General features: G+C 64.6%; 20 protein-coding genes. 8 read left to right on the top strand and 12 right to left on the bottom strand.

The window, feature by feature from the left end:
* Positions 1 to 69: 69 nt before the first annotated feature.
* Both phbB and AB7531_RS03360 read right to left on the bottom strand, forming a co-directional pair.
* Complete coding sequence (gene phbB, locus AB7531_RS03365; protein WP_028149509.1) at positions 70 to 795, bottom strand: acetoacetyl-CoA reductase; 726 nt, start codon at positions 793 to 795, stop codon at positions 70 to 72.
* Positions 796 to 1,041: 246 nt separating this feature from the next.
* Complete coding sequence (locus AB7531_RS03360) at positions 1,042 to 2,220, bottom strand: acetyl-CoA C-acetyltransferase (protein ID WP_063986017.1); 1,179 nt, start codon at positions 2,218 to 2,220, stop codon at positions 1,042 to 1,044.
* A gap of 304 nt (positions 2,221 to 2,524) precedes the next feature.
* On the opposite strand from AB7531_RS03360, the gene phaR reads away from it, so the two are divergent.
* Positions 2,525 to 3,124 (top strand): polyhydroxyalkanoate synthesis repressor PhaR, encoded by a 600-nt coding sequence (phaR, locus tag AB7531_RS03355; protein WP_063980558.1) that lies wholly within the window; start codon positions 2,525 to 2,527, stop codon positions 3,122 to 3,124.
* 103 nt (positions 3,125 to 3,227) lie between these two features.
* Positions 3,228 to 3,845, top strand: coding sequence for a class I SAM-dependent methyltransferase (locus tag AB7531_RS03350; protein ID WP_063980557.1), 618 nt, complete (start codon positions 3,228 to 3,230; stop codon positions 3,843 to 3,845).
* A 21-nt stretch (positions 3,846 to 3,866) separates the two neighbouring features.
* On the opposite strand, the gene AB7531_RS03345 is transcribed toward AB7531_RS03350, so the two are convergent.
* A complete protein-coding gene (locus tag AB7531_RS03345; protein WP_063980556.1) occupies positions 3,867 to 4,754 on the bottom strand; it encodes a branched-chain amino acid aminotransferase in 888 nt (295 codons plus the stop codon).
* Between the two features lie 103 nt (positions 4,755 to 4,857).
* Between AB7531_RS03345 and AB7531_RS03340 the strand changes: the two genes are divergently transcribed.
* Positions 4,858 to 5,793: an alpha/beta hydrolase gene (locus AB7531_RS03340; protein WP_063980555.1), complete on the top strand. Its 936-nt coding sequence runs from the start codon at positions 4,858 to 4,860 to the stop codon at positions 5,791 to 5,793.
* A gap of 98 nt (positions 5,794 to 5,891) precedes the next feature.
* Here the strand turns inward: AB7531_RS03340 and AB7531_RS03335 are convergent, their stop codons facing one another.
* Positions 5,892 to 6,140 (bottom strand): hypothetical protein, encoded by a 249-nt coding sequence (locus AB7531_RS03335; RefSeq protein ID WP_063986016.1) that lies wholly within the window; start codon positions 6,138 to 6,140, stop codon positions 5,892 to 5,894.
* 181 nt (positions 6,141 to 6,321) lie between these two features.
* On the opposite strand from AB7531_RS03335, the gene AB7531_RS03330 reads away from it, so the two are divergent.
* The gene (locus tag AB7531_RS03330) at positions 6,322 to 6,618 is read left to right on the top strand and encodes a hypothetical protein (protein ID WP_187387882.1); all 297 of its coding nucleotides are present in this window, start codon (positions 6,322 to 6,324) and stop codon (positions 6,616 to 6,618) included.
* Positions 6,618 to 6,818 (top strand): diguanylate cyclase domain-containing protein, encoded by a 201-nt coding sequence (locus AB7531_RS03325; RefSeq protein WP_063980553.1) that lies wholly within the window; start codon positions 6,618 to 6,620, stop codon positions 6,816 to 6,818. Before AB7531_RS03330 ends, AB7531_RS03325 begins: the two co-directional genes overlap by 1 nt.
* A 16-nt stretch (positions 6,819 to 6,834) precedes the next feature.
* Here AB7531_RS03325 and AB7531_RS03320 read toward each other — a convergent pair whose 3' ends face one another.
* The 3 genes from AB7531_RS03320 to AB7531_RS03310 all read right to left on the bottom strand — a co-directional run bounded on the left by AB7531_RS03320 (position 6,835) and on the right by AB7531_RS03310 (position 9,179).
* On the bottom strand, positions 6,835 to 7,395 hold the full coding sequence (locus AB7531_RS03320) for a carboxymuconolactone decarboxylase family protein (protein ID WP_063980552.1): 561 nt from the start codon (positions 7,393 to 7,395) through the stop codon (positions 6,835 to 6,837).
* A 110-nt stretch (positions 7,396 to 7,505) separates the two neighbouring features.
* Positions 7,506 to 8,669: a PLP-dependent cysteine synthase family protein gene (locus AB7531_RS03315; protein WP_231143787.1), complete on the bottom strand. Its 1,164-nt coding sequence runs from the start codon at positions 8,667 to 8,669 to the stop codon at positions 7,506 to 7,508.
* A 45-nt stretch (positions 8,670 to 8,714) separates the two neighbouring features.
* Positions 8,715 to 9,179: an Lrp/AsnC family transcriptional regulator gene (locus AB7531_RS03310; protein WP_038943290.1), complete on the bottom strand. Its 465-nt coding sequence runs from the start codon at positions 9,177 to 9,179 to the stop codon at positions 8,715 to 8,717.
* A 163-nt stretch (positions 9,180 to 9,342) separates the two neighbouring features.
* Here AB7531_RS03310 and AB7531_RS03305 point away from each other — a divergent pair, with 163 nt between their 5' ends.
* Positions 9,343 to 10,356, top strand: coding sequence for a 1-aminocyclopropane-1-carboxylate deaminase (locus AB7531_RS03305; RefSeq protein ID WP_063986015.1), 1,014 nt, complete (start codon positions 9,343 to 9,345; stop codon positions 10,354 to 10,356).
* Positions 10,357 to 10,537: 181 nt separating this feature from the next.
* Here AB7531_RS03305 and recQ read toward each other — a convergent pair whose 3' ends face one another.
* From recQ to AB7531_RS03280, 5 genes are all read right to left on the bottom strand, one after another.
* On the bottom strand, positions 10,538 to 12,403 hold the full coding sequence (gene recQ / locus AB7531_RS03300) for a DNA helicase RecQ (RefSeq protein ID WP_063980551.1): 1,866 nt from the start codon (positions 12,401 to 12,403) through the stop codon (positions 10,538 to 10,540).
* 302 nt (positions 12,404 to 12,705) lie between these two features.
* Positions 12,706 to 13,449 (bottom strand): polysaccharide deacetylase family protein, encoded by a 744-nt coding sequence (locus AB7531_RS03295; protein ID WP_063980550.1) that lies wholly within the window; start codon positions 13,447 to 13,449, stop codon positions 12,706 to 12,708.
* 105 nt (positions 13,450 to 13,554) lie between these two features.
* Complete coding sequence (metA, locus tag AB7531_RS03290) at positions 13,555 to 14,556, bottom strand: homoserine O-succinyltransferase MetA (RefSeq protein WP_063980549.1); 1,002 nt, start codon at positions 14,554 to 14,556, stop codon at positions 13,555 to 13,557.
* A gap of 12 nt (positions 14,557 to 14,568) precedes the next feature.
* Entirely contained in the window at positions 14,569 to 15,870 is a 1,302-nt protein-coding gene (locus AB7531_RS03285) for an O-acetylhomoserine aminocarboxypropyltransferase/cysteine synthase family protein (RefSeq protein WP_063980548.1), read from the bottom strand.
* Positions 15,871 to 16,294: 424 nt separating this feature from the next.
* Positions 16,295 to 17,869 (bottom strand): amidase family protein, encoded by a 1,575-nt coding sequence (locus tag AB7531_RS03280; protein ID WP_231143785.1) that lies wholly within the window; start codon positions 17,867 to 17,869, stop codon positions 16,295 to 16,297.
* 264 nt (positions 17,870 to 18,133) lie between these two features.
* Here AB7531_RS03280 and AB7531_RS03275 point away from each other — a divergent pair, with 264 nt between their 5' ends.
* Both AB7531_RS03275 and AB7531_RS03270 read left to right on the top strand, forming a co-directional pair.
* Positions 18,134 to 18,952: a uracil-DNA glycosylase gene (locus AB7531_RS03275; RefSeq protein ID WP_063980546.1), complete on the top strand. Its 819-nt coding sequence runs from the start codon at positions 18,134 to 18,136 to the stop codon at positions 18,950 to 18,952.
* The gene (locus AB7531_RS03270; protein ID WP_063980545.1) at positions 18,949 to 20,559 is read left to right on the top strand and encodes an amidohydrolase family protein; all 1,611 of its coding nucleotides are present in this window, start codon (positions 18,949 to 18,951) and stop codon (positions 20,557 to 20,559) included. The genes AB7531_RS03275 and AB7531_RS03270 overlap by 4 nt, the downstream gene beginning before the upstream one ends.
* Positions 20,560 to 20,564: the final 5 nt, after the last annotated feature.

Genomic DNA, 20,564 nt, shown 5'->3' with positions numbered 1-20,564 from the left:
GGCACGAGGCCGGGCATTTCGTCTTCACTATCGCCTTGTCGCGCCTGAATCTACAGGCTTGACGCCATATCAGGCGTGATACTGGCCGCCATTGATGGTCAGCGTCGAGCCGGTGATGAAGCCGGCCTCGTCGGCGGCGAGGAACACCACCGCGCGGGCGATCTCCTCCGGTTCGCCAAGACGATTGACCGGGATCTGCGGAATGACATTCTTCTCCAGCACGTCCTTCGGCACCGCCTGCACCATCTCGGTGTTGATGTAGCCCGGTGCGATCGCGTTGACGGTAATGCCGCCCTTGGCGTTCTCGATCGCGAGCGCCTTGGTGAAGCCGATGTCGCCGGCCTTTGCTGCAGAATAGTTGACCTGGCCGAACTGCCCCTTCTGGCCGTTGATCGACGAGATCGAGATGACGCGGCCGAACTTGCGCGCGCGCATGCCCTCGATGACCTGGCGCGTCATGTTGAACAGCGAGCCGAGATTGGTGTTGATGACGGCGTTCCACTGCTCGAGCGTCATCTTGTGGAAGGCGGTGTCGCGGGTGATGCCGGCGTTGTTGACGAGCACGTCGACGGGGCCGAGCTCGGCCTCGACCTTCTTCACGCCTTCGGCGCAGGCATCGAAATTGCTGACGTCCCATTTGTAGACGGCGATGCCGGTCTCGGCCTTGAACTTCTCCGCCGCCGCATCATTGCCGGCATAGCTCGCCGCGACCTTGTAGCCGGCCGCTTTCAGCGCCTTGCTGATCGCAGCTCCGATGCCCCGCGTACCACCCGTCACCAGTGCAACACGTGCCATATCGTATTCCTTCCCTTGGACTCTGCGGACGTTTCTGAGTGATCGTTTTAGATGCGGATTATGCGGTTGGTTTGACGGACATCAAGAACAAAACGCCCGGCGTCGAGCCGGGCGTTTGTATTTAGTCGAGGCTGGCGCTGTTGCGAAGAATATTTGATTTGCAACCGCCGCCTTTTTAGTCGCGTGCGATGCACTCATCTATGTGTGCAGCGCACGCGCAAGTGACACGTAAGTTAGATGTCAGCTTCAGTCGCGCGCCAGGCACATCGCGATACCCATGCCGCCGCCGATGCACAGCGTGGCGAGGCCCTTCTTCGAATCGCGCTTCTGCATCTCGTGCAGCAGCGTCACCAGCACGCGTGCGCCGGAAGCGCCGACCGGATGGCCGATCGCGATCGCACCGCCGTTGACGTTGACCTTCGAGGTGTCCCAGCCGAGATCCTTGTTGACGGCGCAGGCCTGCGCCGCGAAGGCCTCGTTGGCCTCGATCAGGTCGAGATCGCCGACGCTCCAGCCAGCCTTCTTCAGCGCGGCGCGCGAGGCCGGGATCGGGCCCGAGCCCATGATCTTCGGATCGACGCCGGCCTGCGCCCAGGACACGATGCGCGCGATCGGCTTCTTGCCTTCCTTGGCGGCCTGCTTCGCCGTCATCAGCACAACAGCAGCGGCGCCGTCGTTGATGCCGGAGGCCGAACCCGCGGTGACCGTGCCTTCCTTCTCGAAGGCGGGCTTGAGCTTCGCCATCCCGTCGAGCGTTGCGCCATGACGCGGATATTCGTCGGCGCTGACGACGATGTCGCCCTTGCGGGTCTTGATGGTGACGGGAACGATCTCGTCGTTGAACTTGCCGGCCTTCTGCGCCGCCTCGGCCTTCTGCTGCGAGTGGACCGCGAATTCGTCCTGCTGGGCGCGGGTAATCTGCCACTGGCGCGCGACGTTCTCGGCCGTATTCCCCATGTGATAGCCGTTGAAGGCATCCCACAGGCCGTCCTTGATCATGGTGTCGACGAACTCGACCGGGCCCATCTTGACGCCGCCGCGCAGATACTGGGCGTGCGGAGCCATGCTCATGGATTCCTGGCCGCCGGCGACCACGATCTCGGAATCGCCGTTGAGCAGCGCCTGGTAGCCGAGCGCGACGGTGCGCAGGCCCGAGCCGCAAAGCTGGTTGACGCCCCAAGCCGGGCTCTCCACCGGAATGCCGGCGGCAATCGAGGCCTGGCGGGCCGGGTTCTGACCCTGAGCCGCGGTCAGGATCTGACCCATGATGACTTCGGAGACCCGGCCAGGCTCGATGCCACCACGCTCCAGCGCGGCCTTGATGGCGATGGCGCCGAGGTCATGGGCGGGAAGGGTCGCGAACGCTCCGTTGAAGCTTCCGACCGGGGTGCGGGCGGCGCTGACGATGACGACATCGTCTGACATGGGCATCTCCTGGTGTTGAAAGGGGGCAGGCGGGGCTGGGGAAACGGCTCGCCAGTCTCGAATGGCATCCTGTTAACGTCGTTGAGGCATGTCAATCGGCCGGCGACCGAATTCATGCCGCAACGCATTCAAAATAGCGTTCTTGGCGCTTTCGCAAGCACGTTTTTGCTGCCCGATTAACCGTGGCGCACAAAACGGTAGCGTGACCCCTTTGAAAATGCTTATTTTGTTGCGTTGCGTACTCTTCCCGCCCTGCGGCATTATCCGCCGGGTTCCCGTTCTCCGCGCTTGCAAGTGAGAGCCCATGGCGAAATCAGACCAACCCACCACCATCAAGAAATACGCGAACCGCCGGCTCTATAACACCGGAACGAGCACCTACGTGACGCTCGAAGACCTCGCCGCCATGGTCAAGGACGGAGAGGATTTCCTGGTCTACGACGCCAAGACCGGCGACGACATCACCCGCTCCGTGCTCGCCCAGATCATCTTCGAGCAGGAGAACAAGGCCGGCCAGAACCTGCTGCCGACCACCTTCCTGCGCCAGCTCATCCGCTTCTACGGCGACAGCATGCAGATGGTGGTGCCGAAATATCTGGAGCAGTCGATCGCGACGCTGACCCAGGAGCAGGAGAAGTTCCGCAAGCAGATCGCCAACTCGCTCTCCGGCACTCCTTTTGCTCCGTTGGAAGAACAGGTCCGCCGCAACATGGAGCTGTTCCAGCAGACCTTCTCGATGTTCAAGCCGTTTGCCCCCAACGCGGGCCGTCCGGCGACCAGCCCCGAACCGGAGGCCGACGCAAGCGCTGCGGCGCCGACGGACAGCAGCAACATCGACGACCTGCGTCAGCAGATGAAGGACATGCAGGAACGCCTCGAGCGGATGTCGAAGAAGGACGAGTAGGGATTTCGTTCGTGCCGGCGCGTCCACCTGCGGCGGGCGCGCGGGCCGCCGGTTCGTAACGGCGCGACGTGCGCGCTGTCGTCCCGGCCAGGCCGGAGCCGCCATGTCCGACCGCAGCACCCACTGGGACAACGTCTACGCCACCAAGGGCGAGGCCGAGGTAAGCTGGTTTCAGGACAGCCCAGCGATCTCCCTCGAGATGATCCGTTCGGCCCGTCCTGACCATGGCGCCGCCATCATCGACATCGGCGGCGGTGCTTCGCGGCTGGTGGACGCTCTCCTGCGGGACGGATACCGCGACCTCGCCGTGCTCGATCTCTCCGCCAACGCGCTTGAAGCGGCGAAGAAACGAATCGGCCGGGCGGCCTCAGCAGTCGACTGGATCGTTGCCGACGCCACGACATGGCGGCCGGGGCGCAGCTACAACGTCTGGCACGATCGCGCGGCATTTCACTTCCTGACCGATCCGCGCGACAGGGCCGCTTACGTCGAGCGCCTGCGGTCGGCGATTACGCCCGGCGGCCACGCCATCATCGCGACATTTGCGCTTGATGGCCCGGAGAAATGCAGCGGCCTTCCGGTGCAGCGGCACGATAGCGCGAGCCTTGCTGCGGAGCTTGGGCCGGAGTTCGAGCTGATCGAGACGCGGAGCGAGACGCACCACACGCCGTGGAAGTCGACCCAGGCGTTTCAGTTCAGCCGGTTTAAGCGACGCGGCTAGGACGAAGGAAAGTGCGGCGCCCTACGCCGCCAGCTTCACCGCATGCGCAAAGTCCCAATAGAGCTTGCGCGCTTTGGTGTAGAGCGGGCCCGGCTTCAGTTCGCGATCGTCGATGCGGATGACGGGGGCGACCTTGGCGAAATTGCCGGTCGAGAAGATCTCGTCGGCAGCGAGGAAGTCGGCATAGCGCAGCGTCTTCTCGACCACGGTAACGCCGTCGCCGCGCAGCAGGCTGATGACGCGCTGGCGCGTGATGCCGTTCAGGAACGTGCCGTTCGGGACCGGCGTGTAGACCACGCCGTCCTTGGCCATGAACACGTTGGAATTGCCGAACTCCGCGACATTGCCGAGCATGTCGAGCATCAGCGCGTTCTGGAAGCCGCGTCCGGCGGCTTCCGCGAGCGCGCGCGAATTGTTCGGATAGAGACAGGCGGCCTTGGCCTCGACCGGCGCGCATTCGGCGGTGGGCCTGCGGAACGGCGATAGCGTGATGGCGTTGCCGACGGGTTTCGGCATCGGCGCCTCGTAGATGCACAGGCACCAATTGGTCGTCTCGGGGTCGAACAGCACGCCGCCGCCCGAACCGTTCTGCGCCCAGTACATCGGACGGACGTACAGCTCGGCATTCGCGGTGAAGCGCGCGATGCCTTCGTGTGCGAGCAACAGCCAGGTGCCGGTGTCGACCACCGGCTTCAGACCAAAATTGATCGCGGATTGATTGGCGCGGGCGACGTGACGGTCGAGGTCGGGCGCGACGCCCTCGAACGCGCGCGCACCGTCGAACACGACCGAGCCGAGCCAGGCCGCATGCGTGCGCGGGCCCATGATCGGCACGTTGCCGTCGTGCCATTTGCCCTCGAAGAAGGTCCAGCTCGGCGAATATTCGATCGGTTTCTTGATCTCGGCCATGACCGGCCTCCCTTGGACATACCCGGGCACTATTGTCCCAATGTCTAAATGATTCCCTGCTGGGATATGGTGCGTTACCCTCTCCGACGAGGGAGAAGGATCCATGCCGCTCGATCCGCTTGCAAGGCGTTTGTTGACCATGATGGCTGCGGCCGCCCCGCAGGGGCGGAGCCGGCCGAGCGTCGAGGCACGGCGGCAGTCGCTGGCCAAGCTGATGCAGTTTGCACGCACTGATGCGCCGGATGTGACCACCGCCGACGGCACGCTTCCGGGTCCCGGTGGAGAGCTGCCCTATCGCCTTTATTCGCCCGCATCAGCCGGCGACCGCGCGCCGGGCTTCGTGTTCTTTCATGGCGGCGGGCTCGTGGCCGGCAGCATTGCGACGCATGACCGCATCGCGGCGGCGCTGGCGCATGTAACCGGCTGTCGCCTCGTCTCGGTCGATTACCGGCTCTCGCCTGAGCACAAATTTCCTGCCGCCGTCATTGATGCGATCGCGGCCACGGAGTGGGTCGCGCGGCAAGCTTCGTCGCTGGGCATCGACGCCGAACGGCTGGTGGTCGGCGGTGATTCCGCCGGCGCCACGCTCGCTGCGATCGTGTGCCAGGAAGCGATGCAGACCGCCGGCCTCTCGATCGTCGCGCAATGCCTGATCTGCCCGGTGCTGGATTTCGAGGAGACCTCGCCTTCACGCGAGGCATTCGCCGAAGGCCATCTGATCGATCGCGCCACCATCGAAGCCGATCTCGCCGATTACCTGCCTGATGGCATCGACACCGCCGACCCCCGCATCTCGCCCTTGCGCGCGACGCGGCTTGCAGGCCTGCCGACCGCGATCATCCACACCGCCGAATTCGATCCGATGCGCGACGAGGGCAATGCCTATGCGCGCAAGCTGCTCGCCGCGGGTGTCGCGGTCGAGCATGTCTGCCATGACGGCATGGTCCACAATTTCCACGCCATGGGCGCGATCCTGCCGCAGGCGCGGCTCGTGCTGTCGCAGATCGGCGAACAGGTTCGGCGGGCGGTGGAGAAATGAGGCACTTTCTTACCCTCTCCCCCTGTGGGAGAGGGTGGATCGCCGCGTAGCGGCGCTTCGCGCCACCTTCTCCCGCAAGGGGAGAAGAGAAGAAAGCATCACGCGCGCGCGCCGAGCACGGCCCGCGCCGCCACGACATATTCCAGCCAATGCGCATCCGCATAGCGCTCGGCCTGCCGTGCGCAGCTGACGTCAGGGGCATGGGCGGCGGCAATCGTGCGCGCGAATCGCTCTTCGGCGACCGTCACGTCGCCAGGCTCGGCCGACGGTACGCTAGCCGCCGCCGCGGTCGGAGCGACAGCGAGGCCCGCCAGACCAGTGAGCAGGATGCGGCGTGACGTGTTCATGGCTGTGTCCTTCCAATGTCCGGCCCGCACTCCGGCCGGCGCGTGTGTCAGTGCGATCACGGCAGGGTAGCCGCGCACATCCGTGCCGTCCATCGCTTACGGATACCGCTTGACCACCCGAGCGATCACGTTCCATCCAACAACGGTTCCGTCATCAAATCGCCACGCGTCGGATTGTCACGTGTCCCATCACAACCCATCGCATCGCCAGGCTTCACGCGCTGTCGCGATGGGACTGCTTTGTCTGACGATCTCGGCAGGCACTGCCTTCGCTGCCGACGATGAGGAAGACGCGCCGGCAAAGCCCGCTGTCCCCAACATCTACCTCGATCTTCGCACGATCCATGCGACCATCCCCGCCGGCACGCTCGGGCTCGGCTTCGGCAACACAACATTGTCGGCCGCATTCGAAGCGCTGGCGGTACGCAGAGGCACGACGCTGCCGAGCGGCTTGCCGGCGGCATCCGCAAGCGCGTAATGAGCGCGCAGGTCTTTGCCGACAAGGTTCAGTTCGGCCTCACCGTGAGCATCGGCATGGCGGAAGCCACCGTCAGCATGTCCGGCATCGACACGCTGATGGGAGCGGCCGATCATGCGCTCTACCAGACCAAGGCCGAAGGCCGCAATCGTTGCATCGCATGGGCGCCCCCGCCGCCTGCAAGCAAGGCGGCGGAGTGATCGAAGGACGCGGCGTCTACTCCGGCACCGGCACGTCGAACGTGTTGAGGGTGACCGAGACCATGCAGTAGACGCCGACGAGATAGGACAGCTCGGCCGCGCCGTGCTCGCCGAACTCCTTCACCGCGGCGCGCCAGGTCAATTCCGGCAGCACGCCGCCGCCGACCAATGCGGCCGCCACGTCGTAGGCGACGGCTTCCTGCTTGGTGAGATCCACCGGCCGCTGCCCCGCGACGATGGTCGCGAGCTTCTCGTCGGAGAGGCCGCGCTGCTCGGCAACGAGCACATGAGCATAGAGCTCGTAGCCGGAGCGGAAATGCGAACCGGTGACGAGGATCGCGACCTCGCGCACCGGCGCAGGCAGCAGCGGGTTCGACGCGATTGCCTTGACCAGCTCCCACACCGGCTTGCCGAAACGTGGCTCGCAGACCCAGGGATTCCACGGCCCCAGCAGCGCGCCGTCGTCGCGCATGTTCACGAAGCCCTTGAAGTGGTCCTTGATGCCGGCTCGCATGTCGTCATAGAGCGGCTTCTGTTCGTCGCTCAGGTCTTTCGGATCGAGAATGGGAAGGCGCACGGCGGGGATCTCCTCGTTGAGAAGAGGCGAAGCTCACCCGCGTGTGCGTGCAAGGCAAGTGAAGTTGCCGTGACGATCGTGCCATTTTGGAAGTGGCAAGGAAACGTCGGCTAGGATGCCTCGGGGCTTGGTACGATCTGCGGATTTGCGACGTCGTCGACATCGAGCGTCAGCGGCTCGCCCGTCGTGAGGAACGACGACAGGGCCGCCTCGAACGGCGCAGGATCGAGGCGGCGCCCCTTCAGCCATTCGGGCTCGTAATAGGTCTGCCGGTAGCGCTCGCCGGAATCGCAGATCAGCGTCACCAGCGACCCTGATACGTTCGCCTGTCGCATCTCCGAGGCGAGGCGGCACAGTGCCAGGAAGTTGGTGCCGGTGGAGCCGCCGACCGCGCGGCGCAGTCGGCGCGACAGCACGTTCATCGCCGCGATCGTTGCCGCATCCGGGATCTTCATCATGCGGTCGACCACGCCGGGGACGAAGGAGGGTTCGCAGCGCGGCCGGCCGACGCCCTCGATCAACGATGGGCGTTCGCAAACGTGAGAGCGGTCCTGCGTGCGGAAGCAATCGAAGAAGGCGGAATGCTCGACATCGGCGACGCACAGCCGTGTCGGATACTGGCGAAAGCGCAAGTACCGTCCGATGGTGGCCGAGGTGCCGCCGGTGCCCGCACCCATGACAATCCAGTCGGGAATCGGACGCGGCTCACCCTGCAATTGCGTGAAGATCGATTCTGCGATGTTGTTGTTGCCGCGCCAATCGGTGGCGCGCTCGGCAAAGGTGAACTGGTCCATGTAGTGGCCGTTCAGCCGGGTAGCGAGCGCGGCGGCTTCCGCGTAGAGCGCGCGGCCGTCGTCGATCAGATGGCAGTTGCCGCTATAATGCTCGATCGCGGCGATCTTCTCCGCCGAGGTCGTGCGCGGCATCACGGCGTAGAAGGGCACGCCGATCATCTGCGCGAAATAGGCTTCCGACACCGCCGTCGATCCCGACGAGGCCTCGACCACGGGCGTGCCTTCGCGGATGTGGCCGTTGCAGAGCGCGTAGAGGAACAGCGAGCGCGCAAGGCGGTGCTTGAGGCTGCCGGTCGGATGCGTGGACTCATCCTTGAGATAGATGTCGATGCCTGATAGCGCCGGCACGATCAGCCGGATCAGATGCGTGTCGGCCGTGCGGCACTCGTCGGCCTCGATCGCGGCGACGGCCTCGTCCACCCAACCGCGCCGATAGGCCGGCCCGGCCGGATTGAGTTGGCGGAAGGGAAATGTCTGCATCGCCTGAATCTCCCATGATGCGGATCGCGCATCAATAGCAGCTGCTCAAAACTCCAGCGGCGCGTTGTCGACAACCTCCTTCATCACGAAGAAGGTGCGGGTCTGGCGCACGCCGGGCAGCGCGATCAGCTGTTCGCCGTGGATGCGGTTGAAATCCTCCATGTCGCCGACGCGGATCTTGAGGAAATAGTCGAAGTCGCCGGCGACGAGGTGGCAGTCGAGCACGCATTTCAGCCTGGTGATCGCCTGCTCGAAGGTGGCAAAACTCTCCGGGGTCGAGCGGTCGAGCACGACGCCGACCATCACCAGCGTGCCCTTCGCCACCTTCTTCGGCGCGACCATGGCGCGGACCGCGGCGATGAAGCCGTCCTCGAACAGGCGCTGGGTGCGGCGATGGCAGGTGGCGGGGCTGATGGCGACGGTTTCGGCCAGCTCGGCATTGCTGAGCCGGCCGTTATTTTGCAGCAATCTCAACATCTTAAGGTCGGTACGGTCGAGCCTGGCGGCCATGGAAGAAGCTTTCGCTATTGGGCTCAAGTTCGGAAGAAAATAGATCCTTTTGACGATCGACTGCAAGCTTTACGACAGTTGCTGCGCAATATTTGAAAGCACATTTGTCCACGGCAGTGCTAGGCGCTTGAGCCAATTCAACGCCAATCGGGATGACCCAATGATGCTGGACAAATTCACGCGCTATCCGCTGACCTTCGGCCCGACGCCCATCGAGAAGCTGGAGCGGTTGTCGAAGCATCTCGGCGGCAATGTCGAGATCTATGCCAAGCGCGAGGACTGCAATTCCGGCCTCGCCTATGGCGGCAACAAGCTGCGCAAGCTCGAATACATCATCCCGGACGCGATCGCCTCGAACGCGGACACGCTGGTCTCGATCGGTGGCGTGCAGTCCAACCACACCCGCATGATCGCGGCGGTCGCCGCCAAGATCGGCATGAAGTGCCGCCTGGTGCAGGAAGCCTGGGTGCCGCACGAGGACGCCGTCTATGACCGCGTCGGCAACATCATGCTGTCGCGCATCATGGGCGCCGACGTGCGCCTGGTCGACGACGGCTTCGACATCGGCATCCGCAAGAGCTGGGAGCAGGCGATCGAGGAGGTGAAGGCGGCGGGCGGCAAGCCTTACGCGATCCCCGCCGGTGCCTCCGTGCACAAATTCGGCGGCCTCGGCTATGTCGGCTTCGCCGAGGAAGTGCGCAAGCAGGAAGCCGAGCTCGGCTTCAAGTTCGACTACATCGTGGTCTGCACCGTCACCGGCTCGACCCATGCCGGCATGCTGGTCGGCTTCGCCGCCGACGGCCGCGCGCGAAAGGTGATCGGCATCGATGCGTCCTTCACGCCGGCGCAAACGAAGGCGCAGGTGCTCTCGATCGCGCAGAACACCGCCAAGCTCGTCGAGCTCGGCAAGGATATCGTCGAAGACGACGTCGTGCTGATCGAGGACTACGCCTATCCTGCCTACGGCGTGCCGTCGGAAGAGACCAAGGAAGCGATCCGCCTCACCGCACGGTTAGAGGCGATGATCACCGACCCTGTCTATGAGGGCAAATCGATGCAAGGCCTGATCGACCTGACCCAAAAGGGCCATTTCGAGAAGGGCGCAAAGATCCTCTACGCCCATCTCGGCGGCGCGCCGGCGCTCAACGGCTACGGTTACGCATTCCGGAACGGCTAGCCAAAGACCGTCGTCCCGGGCGCGACGAAGTCGCGAGCCCGGGACCCATACCACAGGATCGCATTTGGCGGAGACTCGTGGTTACCGGCTTGCCCCAACCACATCGTCCTGCGGTTATGGATCCCGGATCTGCGCTCCGCTTCGCTGCGCTTGCCCGGGATGACAGCAGAGAGATTGACCGCTACCGCGTCTTGACGATCTGGAGCAGCTCGTCGCCGTAATGCTCGAGCTTCTTGTCGCCGATGCCGGGCACGTTGCGGAGCTCGTCGAGCGTCGTCGGCCACGCCCGGACGATGCCGTCGATGGTCGCATCGTGCAGCACGACATAGGCCGGCACGCCGCGTTCGCGCGCGATGTCCGAACGCCAGGACCTCAGCCGCGCCCGCAATTCGGGATCGACATCGCCCTGCGGCGCGTTGGCCGCAGGCGCGAGGTCACCACGGCGGGATTTTGTCCGGCTCGCGCGAACGCGCGTGCCCGGCGCCTCCTCGCGCAGCCACACCTCGGTCTCGCCACGTAGCACGCCGCGCGCGCTCTCCGTCAGTTTCAGCGCGCCGAACGCCTCGCTGTCGCTGTACAAATGCCCCATCGCCACCAGCTGCCGCAGCACGGTGCGCCACTGCTTCTCGTTCAGCTCGCGCCCGATGCCGAACACGGACAATTTGTCGTGGCCGAACTGCGTCACCTTTTCGGTGAGGCGGCCAATCAGCACGTCGATCAGCTGCATCGCACCGAAACGCTGCCCGGTGCGATAGGCGCAGGACAGCAGCTTCTGCGCCAGCACCTTGCCGTCGCGCATCTTGGGCGGCGTCAGGCAGTTGTCGCAGTTGCCGCAATTGTTCGCCGTCTCCGCCTCGCCGAAATAGGCGAGCAGCCGCTTGCGCCGGCACTGCGCGGTCTCGGCGAGGCCGACCAGTGCGTCGAGCTTGCCGATCGACACCCGCTTGAAATCGTCAGAACCGCTGGACTCGTCGATCATGCGGCGCTGCTGCACGATGTCGGAGAGACCATAGGCCATCCAGGCCGCCGACGGCTTGCCGTCGCGCCCCGCCCGCCCCGTCTCCTGATAATAGGCCTCGATGCTCTTCGGCAGATCGAGATGGGCGACGAAGCGGACGTCGGGCTTGTCGATGCCCATGCCGAAGGCGATGGTCGCGACGATGACGATGCCGTCCTCGTTGAGGAACCGGTCCTGGTTGCGCGAGCGTATGCCGCTGTCGAGCCCGGCGTGATAGGGCAGCGCCGCAATGCCGGCGTCGTCGAGCGCGGCGGCGACCTCCTCGACGCGATTGCGCGACAGGCAATAGACCACGCCGGCGTCGCCCGCGTGCCGCTCCCGGATGAATTCTTTCAATTGCGACACGGCGTTGCGCTTGTCGACGATCTCGTAGCGGATATTCGGGCGGTCGAAGCTGGAGACGAATTGCGGGCTGTCGGCGAGCCGGAGGCGCTCGACGATCTCCTTGCGCGTCAGTTCGTCGGCGGTCGCAGTCAGCGCGATGCGCGGAACGTTCGGAAAACGTTCGGCGATGATGGAGAGGCCGACATACTCGGGACGGAAGTCATGACCCCATTGCGAGACGCAATGCGCCTCGTCGATCGCGAACAGCGCGACCTTCGCCTGCGCCAGCAGCGCCAGGCAGCGCGGCGTCACCAGGCGTTCCGGCGCGACATAGAGCAGGTCGAGATCGCCCGCGATCAGGCGGCGCTCGATGTCGGAAGCTTCCTGCAGCGTCAGCGACGAGTTCAGCGCCGCGGCGTTGACCCCGGCCTCGAGCAGGCCGGCGACCTGGTCGCGCATCAGCGCGATCAGCGGCGACACCACGATACCGCAACCTTCGCGCAGCAGTGACGGCAGTTGATAGCACAGCGACTTGCCGCCGCCGGTCGGCATCAAGACCAGGCAATTGCCGCCATCCGTGACGTGCCGGATGATCTCGCCCTGTGCACCACGGAACTCCGGCAGGCCGAACACCGAATGCAGCACCGACAGCGCGTCGCGGCCGTTGGCCGGCGCAGGCAGCGGGGCGGTGGAGGGAGCGGACATGGGTGCGTCGGTGCAAGGCCGTAGGATTCGTCACAAGGCCAGTCGCATGACCGCGCGGGCATGGCAAGACTGTTTGGATGGCAGGCAGGACTCTTCCCCTCTCCCCTTGCAGGAGAGGGTGGATCGCCGCGTAGCGGCGAGACGGGTGAGGGGTATCTATCCACGGATTCGGTAAAGCTTGCTCTGTGGAGACATAACCCTCATCCGGCGCCATAGCCGAAGCTTTGCTTCGGCGTTCCTAGGAACGGCGGCCGAAGGCCGCCTATGCCACCTTCTCCCGCAAGGGGAGAAGGAAGAAGAAGCTACGCCCCGATCCGTCGTAGCGCTTCCGCGACCGTCACGATCGGCATGTCGCGCTTCCCGGCCGCCTCCAGCGCATGGCGCATCAGGTGCGGCGTGCAGCCGTAGGGGCTTGGCGCGTCGGCGACGTCGTGGCCGTAGAAGATCAGCCATCCGCCGCTCGCCACCGCCTCGTCGAAATAGCGATCGACGCCAGCAATATCGATCTCGCGATCGACCAGAGGCGAGGCGCGTAGGAACTGGAGGTCGATGACGTCGCGATTGACGCCGGGAAGGATGCCGCGCGCCGAGCGAAAGGCCTTTGCAAGCTGCGGCTTGCGCCAGACCGAGGCGATTCCATAGGGGTAGGCGAAGTTCTCCAGCACGATCGAGGAATCGATGGCGTGGAAATGGCTGCGGTTACGCTCGATCTCGCGCGCCATGGCGGCCTCGTCGAGATCGGCCGAGCTCTGGTGCGAAAAGGTATGGCAGGCAATCTCGTGACCGGCCCGGTGAAGCCGCACGATCGCGTCGTTCGACAGGCCGTGCCAGTGATCCGACGGACGATCGATCAGGCTGCCGGCGAGGTAATAGGTGCCGCGGCCACCATGCGTCTCCAGAAGCGCGGCGCCCTCGCCTGCGGCGCTATCGGGCGCGTCGTCAAACGTGAAGCTCACCATCGGCGCATGCGCAGGCAGCCGGTGCGGCGCGGCACGGAAATGCCGGGCCAGCCGATTGCTCACGCGTCCCTGGAGTGCCGACCACACGACTGCGTTTCCTGCGGTTCCCTATTTCTCTACTGAAACATTCGTGCGCTGGTAGAGGCAAGCCTAACGCCCGGGTAATCCTAATGCGGAACCAACGCCCTTCGTCTAGCGTGCCAGGACCGAAATATCGGCTTCCGCACCGAGATATTGCAGCCAGTTGCGGAAAAGCGCCGCCGCGGCGCTGCCGGCAGCGATATCGGCGCGCAGATTCAGCGCAGGCAGTTCGTTGGTGAGCGCCGGGTGGCGCTGTTGGGTCGCCTTCTTCTCGAAGCGGGCGAGCTTCTCTTCAGTCGCTGCGTCAAAATAACTCACGGGCAGGTGCGGATACGCCTCGCGCTCGCGCGCGAGATAGCGGCCGATGTCGCGCAGATATTCGCGCTGGAGCGACAGCGCATCGTATTCCGGGTGGCCCTGGAAGAAGACGAAGCGGCTGGCATATTGCCTGACGAAGATATCGATGCCGGCCTTTGCCGAACGCGTCAGCACCTGATAGCCGGCCTGCGTGAGATCGCTCTCGGCGATCTCGTTCAGGCGCGAATGCGAGACCTTGAGGGGCGCAGGCGCAGCGCGCGTCAGCGCATCGTTCGTCGCAGTTTCGCAGTCGAAAATGCCGTGACATTTGGCCGGGAGCCGCCGCCGCGCGATGCCGTCGAGATGCAGCACCGCCGCATGCGCGGCGAGGCACGACCAGATCGTCGAGCGCGTGTTGACCTTGGCCCAGTCGATCAGGTCGGTGAGGTCGCGCCAATACGGCTCCTGGTCGAGCTCGGGCGCGACCGGCTCGGCGCCGGTCACGATCAGCCCGTCGAACTTGTGGTGCCTGAGCTCGCTGAGTTCCGAATATTCGCTTTCGACATGCCACTTCGCCTCGGGCGACCGCTTCACCGAGGGCAGCGAGAAACAATGGAAACGGATACGGCGCGGACCTGCGGCCGCCTGGAGCAGCTTCATGAACTGCCGCTCGGTCGCCTTCAGCGCTGGATCCGGCATGTTGTTGATCAGGCCGATCGTGAGATCGGCGAAACCGTGGTCGCGCGCGAAATCGCCCTCGGCCGGCACCAGCGCCGGGCTCGATATACCTTGATCCCTGTCGATCAAGATCGTCATCGGCGCCGGCGCCTACTCCGCGGCCTGGAGGCGGGCCGACGGGCAGGCCTTCTCGAGCGCCTGATCGATGTCCGCGATGATATCTGCCGAATGCTCGATGCCGATTGACAGGCGGATCGTCTCCGGCAGCACGCCGGCAACGCGCTGCTGCTCCGCCGACATCTGCCGGTGCGTGGTCGAGGCCGGATGGCACGCCAGCGACTTGGCATCGCCGATATTGACCAGGCGTGTGATCAGCTTCAGCGCATCGTAGAAGGTCTTGCCGGCCTCCATGCCGCCCTTGATACCGAAGGTGAACAGCGAGGAGGCGTTACCGTCGAGGTATTTCTGAACGAGCGGGTAATAGGGGCTGTCCGGAAAGCCGGTGTAGTTGACCCAGGCAACGCGCGAGTCCTTGCGCAGGAATTCGGCGACCTTGCGCGCGTTCTCGACATGGCGCTCCATGCGCAGCGCGACGGTCTCGATGCCCTGGAGCAGCAGGAAGGCGTTGAACGGCGACAGCACCGATCCCATGGTGCGCTGATAGACGCTGCGGGCGCGTTCGATATAGGCGGTTCGGCCGAAGCGCTCGGCATAGACGAGGCCGTGATAGGAGGCGTCCGGCTTGTTGTAGCCGGGGAAGCGGTCGGCGTGCTTCGCCCAGGGGAAATTTCCGGAATCGACGATCGCACCACCGAGCGTGGTGCCGTGGCCGCCCAGAAACTTGGTGAGCGAATGCACGGCGATGTCGGCGCCGTAATCGAACGGCTTGAGCAGGATCGGGGTCGCGACGGTGTTGTCCACGATCAGCGGCACGCCGTGCGCATGCGCGATCTTGGCGAGAGCCTCGATGTCGCAGACATTGCCGGCCGGATTGCCGATGGTCTCGGCGAACACGGCGCGCGTATTCTCGTCGATCAGTTTTGCGATCGCATCCGGCTTGTCGCTCTCGGCGAAACGGCCGTTGATGCCCTGCCGCGGCAGGATGTGCGAGAGCAGCGTGTGCGTGGTGCCGTAGAGCTGCGGCACGGAAACGATGTTGCCGCCGTGATCGGCGACGTTGACGAAGGCGAAATGCAGCGCAGCCTGGCCGGTCGCGACCGCGAGCGCGCCGACGCCGCCTTCGAGCTGGGCGATACGCTTCTCCAGCACCGCGCTGGTCGGATTGGCGATGCGGCTGTAGCGAAAACCCTCGGCCTCGAGATTGAAGAGCGCGGCGCCGTGATCGGCGCTGTCGAAGGCATAGGCCGCGGTCTGGTAGATCGGCACCGCAACCGCGTGCGTGGTGGCTTCTGGCTCGTAGCCGGCGTGAATAGCGATCGTCTCGTTGCGCATCGTGCCACCTCCGCGTGGAGCGGGCCGCACTTATTGGCCTGTATGAGGCATGTGCGTTCTCCGCCGTTCCTCTGTTAGAGGCGGGTGGTAAAGCGGACAATAATTCGCCTAGAGATCGAGGAAGTAACCCTAACGATTGTTGGTGAATTGGCTAAAATTTGAATCGAATTGGATTAATGAATTGCTGCGAGCAAACGCGGCAGTGACGGTGCTTTCCCTTCTCCCCTTGCGGGAGAAGGTGGCGCGAAGCGCCGGATGAGGGGTATCTGTCCATACGGCTAAATGCTCGCCTGTGGGGAGAGACCCCTCATCCGTCTCGCCGCTTTGCCATAGCCGATGCAAAGCATCGGCGTTCTAAGGACGGCGGCCGAAGGTCGCCTATGCCACCCTCTCCCACAAGAAGGGGGGAGGGTGAGAGTACTCCCTACTCCATCGTCTCCCAGAGCCGGTGAGCGAGCACACCGGCACGCTTCTCGATCGCGGCCGCCGCATCGAGCGCGAGGTCCTCGCGATAGCGGCCGGCGATGAGCTGCACGCCGATCGGCTTGCCGTCATGCAGGGTCACCGGCACCACCGCGCCGGGCAGGCCCAGCACGTTGATGGCGGAGATGAAGCGGATCTCGCCCCAGAAGATTTCCTTCACGCGATCGGCACTGACGGTGTCGTCGCGCGGACCCGGCGTCGGCTTCACCGTGGTCGGCGCCAGCACGACCGGATACTCCTCGAAGAACAATTGCCAGGCGCGGATATGGCCGTTGCGTGCGGCCGTCGCCTGCATCCAGGCCTTGAGATCAAGCACATTGGCCTTGGTCTTCATGCCGCCCCAGGCCTTGTGGAAGTCCTCGGACGTCACCTTCAGCATGCCGGCCTCCTGCATCACCACGGTCTCGTTGGTGATGATGTCGCACCAGGTCTGCCAGACGCCGTCGATGTCGGGGACATCGACCTCGGTCACGCGATAGCCGGAACGCTCCAGGTGATCGGCGGCCTGCCGCAGCGCCGCGCGGACGGATGGATCGACGTCCATATCCTCCGGAATCCTGGCCAGTGCGACCTTGATCGGTCCCTTCGGCTTCGGCCCGGCCAGCGGCGCCGGCACCCACCAGGGATCGCGCGGATCGCGCTGGCTCATCACATCGAGCGCGAGGCGGACGTCGCCGACGTGGCGGGCGAGCGGGCCCTGCGCCGACATCAGATGCGCCAGCATCGGACGCTCGGCCGTGGCGCTTCCGTTGAAGGCGGGGATGCGGCCCTGCGTCGGCTTGATGGTGGCAACGCCGTTGCAGTGCGCCGGCCAGCGCAGCGAGCCGCCGATGTCGTTGCCATGGGCGATGGTGCCGATGCCGGCGGCCACCGCCGAGCCCGCTCCGCCCGAAGAGCCGCCGCAGGTGATGTTCGGGTCCCAGGGGTTCAGCGTCAGCCCGTGCAGCGGATTGTCGGTGAAGCCGCGGAAGGAGAATTCCGGCGTGTTGGTGAGGCCGATGACGATCGCGCCGGCTTTCTTGAGATTGCGCACCACGGGCGAGTCCGACGGCGCGACTAAATCCTTGTTGGCGGGCACGCCGTTGAAATTCGGCCGGCCTTCGTAGTCGACATTCTCCTTGATCGTGATGGGCACGCCGTGCAGCAGGCCGAGCGCGCCGCCCTTGGCGCGCTGCTTGTCGGCCGCATGCGCAGCCTTCAGCGCTTCCTCGCTGAGATCGACGACAACCGCGTTCAGCCGCGGATTGACGGCGCGCATCCGTTCGAGATGCGCTTCGACGGTCTCGACCGCGGAGATCGCGCCGTTGCGGATCGCGGCTGCGGTGTCGACCGCGGACCATTGCCAGACCGGACCTTTCGGACGGCGTGCCGTGGCCGCCTTACGCGGTGCCGGCTTCTTGACCGTCTTCTTGGCCGCCTTCGCAACGGCCACCTTGCGGGCGGTGCTCGCCTTGACCGAGGTCTTCGTTACTTTCCTTGCAACACTTTTCTTCTTCGTCGCCGTCTTCTTCGCCACGCCGCATCTCCAAAAAATTGCGCGGCGGAGGTTATGGAGATCACGCGAGCGTGTACAGGCGCGTTTCTGCATGGCGCGTCGCCGCGACGCTCTGCCACGGGCCGGCGCGAGTGACGCGCATGAACCTTTGGCCCCGCTGTCCTGACCCATATACTGGTTGAATAGTGGAACAAACCACCGCCAAGATTGTGTCATCAAGATTGTGCCATGGCGATTAGGTTTTTGACGTAGCTATTCTGACAGCGACGCATCGGAGCATTTGCCATGCTCGTGGAATTCGACAGCGGATACGACCAGCAACCCTTCCGCGATCTATGCGCCGACTATCCGGGCGCTGAAACCTACGATCCCGACGATTTCCGGATTGAATGGGGGCCGATCTTTCACCGCGGCCGGCTCGACGGATCGGCGCGTGTGCTCGTCGTCGGTCAGGATCCCGCCCAGCACGAGACGATCGTGCGCAGAATTCTGGTCGGCACCGCGGGGCGCCGCACTCAGGGCTTTCTCGCCAAGCTCGGCATCACGCGGAGCTACGTGATGGTGAACACCTTCCTGTACAGCGTCTACGGGCAGAGCGGCGGCAACAAGCACAAGAACGAGCCGGGCATCGTCGAGTATCGCAACAAATGGTTCAAGGCCGTGCTCGCGCCGGGCAATATCGAAGCCGTTGTCTCACTCGGCGGCCTCGCCGACGAGGCGTGGAAGTCTTGGCTCAAGACGCCCGACGGCGAGGCCTACAAGACCCTCGCCTATCAGCATATCACGCACCCGACCTGGCCGGAAAGCTCGGCCCACGATAACGCGACGCGGGCCGCGAACACGAAGATCATGCTGACCAAGTGGAATGCCGCGCTCGCGGCTCTCGCGCCTGGGCTCCAGCATCCCGACGTGCCGACGACGCTCGTGCCGTACGGCGACGCCTTCAAGCCGACCGAGCTCTTCGACATCATCGCAAAGGATCTTCCCGCCGGACTGCCGGCCTGGATGCGCGGAGACACGCCATGGGCCGTGCGCCAGGGCGCCGACGCGGCCACCAAGCGGCGCACGATCACGATCACCATCCCCGACGGAGTGATCCCATGAGCCCGGCTGCCAACCCGAAACGATGGGCCCTGAGCGGGCGGATCGTGACGATGACCACCGAGGGCGACGTCATCAAGAGCGGGACGATCTTCATCGAGGACAATCGCATCGCGGCGATCGTACCCAAGGGACAGCCGGCCCCGGCAGGCTTCGAGGCCGTCGTTGCAGTGGCGACCGGCGGCACCATCTATCCTGGCCTGATCGAGCTGCATAATCACCTGAGCTACAACATCCTGCCGCTCTGGCGCGTGCCGCAGCCCTACGGCAATCGCGACCAATGGCAGAATGCCAAATCGTACAAGACGTCGGTCACCGGCCCCATGAGCGCGATCGCGCTCGCCGACGACGGCTCGCTGCTGCCGGCCCTGGTCCGCTATGTCGAAGCCAAGTGCATGGTCGCAGGGACCACGACGAGCCAGGGGATCACGCTGTCGAACTGGAGCGGCACGATCCACAAATATTACAAGGGCGCGTTGCGCGCCGCCGAGATCGGCAGCCCGCCCGATCTGCCGCGGGCACACTCGAAGATTCCCGACATCGATGCCGAGGATTGGGCGAAGTTCGACAACGAGTTGAAATCGTCATCGTGCTTCCTGCTGCATCTCAGCGAAGGCATCGACACCAAGGCGCATAGCCACTTCCTCGCCTTGCGCAATTCCGAGGGAGATTGGGCGATCGAGCCGTCACTCGCCGGCATTCATTGCACGGCACTCGATGCGACCGACTTCGGAACGATGGCCGAAAACCATGCCAAGGTCGTCTGGTCGCCCCTGAGCAATCTCCTGCTCTACGGAAAGACGACCAATGTCGTTGCTGCGCGCACGGCCGGCCTCACCATTGCGCTCGGTTCTGACTGGTCGCCGTCCGGCAGCAAGAACCTGCTCGGCGAGCTGAAGGCGGCCAAGGTCGTGTCCGCGCATTTCAATCTCGGCTTCAGCGACTACGACATCGTCTCGATGGCGACGCGCAATCCGGCCGCGATCCTCAAGTGGGATACGAAGCTGGGAACGATTGCCAATGGCAAGTTCGCCGACCTTCTGGTCGTGAAGGGAGTCACCGGCGATCCCTACGCTCATCTGATCAAATCGCGCGAGCAGGACATCGTCCTGGTCACCATCGGCGGACGAGCCCGTTATGGGACGAAGACGGTCATGCAAAAGGCAGGCGGAATCGGCGAGGCGCTCAAGATCGGCAGCAGCGCGCGAGTGATCGACTTCACCTCGCCCGACCAGGATCCCGGGATCGAGAGGATCACGCTGGCGGAGGCGACGAGCCGCCTCCGTGCCGCGCTCGGCAATCTCGGCACCTTGCAACCGCACAGCCTCGCCATGAGTGATGCGATCGCCCGCGGAGCGGTGTCACGCACCGGATGGCGTCTCGCGCTCGACGAGCAGTTCGGCAACAACGTCCAGCTCCGCCCGCGGCTGGAATATAACGGCGTCAGGACCGGTCCGGATTTGGCGGCGGTCGCGGCAGCGGCCGAGCCGCTGCACCCGATCAAGCTGGATGGCCTCACGGTATCAGGCGATCCCGCGTTTCTGGACACGCTGAAGAACGAGCCGAATCTTCCAGCGGGAATCGCGACCGCGATCGCGGCCTTTTACTAGTTCTC

The sequence above is a fragment of the Bradyrhizobium sp. 63_E2_N1_3 genome (assembly GCF_052076005.1).
GTDB classification, from domain to species: Bacteria; Pseudomonadota; Alphaproteobacteria; order Rhizobiales; family Xanthobacteraceae; genus Bradyrhizobium; species Bradyrhizobium barranii.
This window is presented reverse-complemented; position numbering and strand designations above follow the sequence as displayed.